Here is a 434-nt window from a genome sequence, read left to right on the forward strand (position 1 = left end):
CAGTATAACGAGTTATCCATTTGAGAGAAGATTTCCTTGGACACTACTGTTGAGTAGTAGTTGCTCCACCCTCTAATAACCGGATTGAGGTGTCTTATTAGCCCCTCTTGCGGTGCTGCGCTGTGGGAGTCTACTATCTCTTTCAGTTTTTTGTAGTGGGTTTTGATGGCCTTCTTGCTGGGTTTAATGAGGGTTTTGAAACCTAGCGGATTTCCCTTCGTGTCCTTTCCGGTCTTATATTTTCCGACTTGATATTGCCGGATATTAAATCCCAGGAAGTCGAATCCAGGGTTGTCACCCTCTAGAGTGTGGGTGATGTGAGTTTTGGTATCCTTCAGTTCCAACCCTATTCCTTTTAGCCATTCCTGGATGTGGTCGCGACATTTTAGAATTACATCCTTGTTTTCATGCAGGATAACGAAGTCGTCCGCATA

The 434-nt window shown here is 44.5% G+C and carries 1 protein-coding gene; it reads right to left on the bottom strand.

Going from position 1 to position 434, the window contains the following annotated elements; all coding sequences use genetic code 11:
- On the bottom strand, positions 1-434 hold a 434-nt coding region (locus tag LKK83_RS16970), incomplete at both ends, for a group II intron maturase-specific domain-containing protein (protein WP_324632426.1).

The sequence above is a fragment of the Phormidium sp. CCY1219 genome, assembly GCF_035615515.1.
Lineage (GTDB): Bacteria > Cyanobacteriota > Cyanobacteriia > Cyanobacteriales > Laspinemataceae > CCY1219.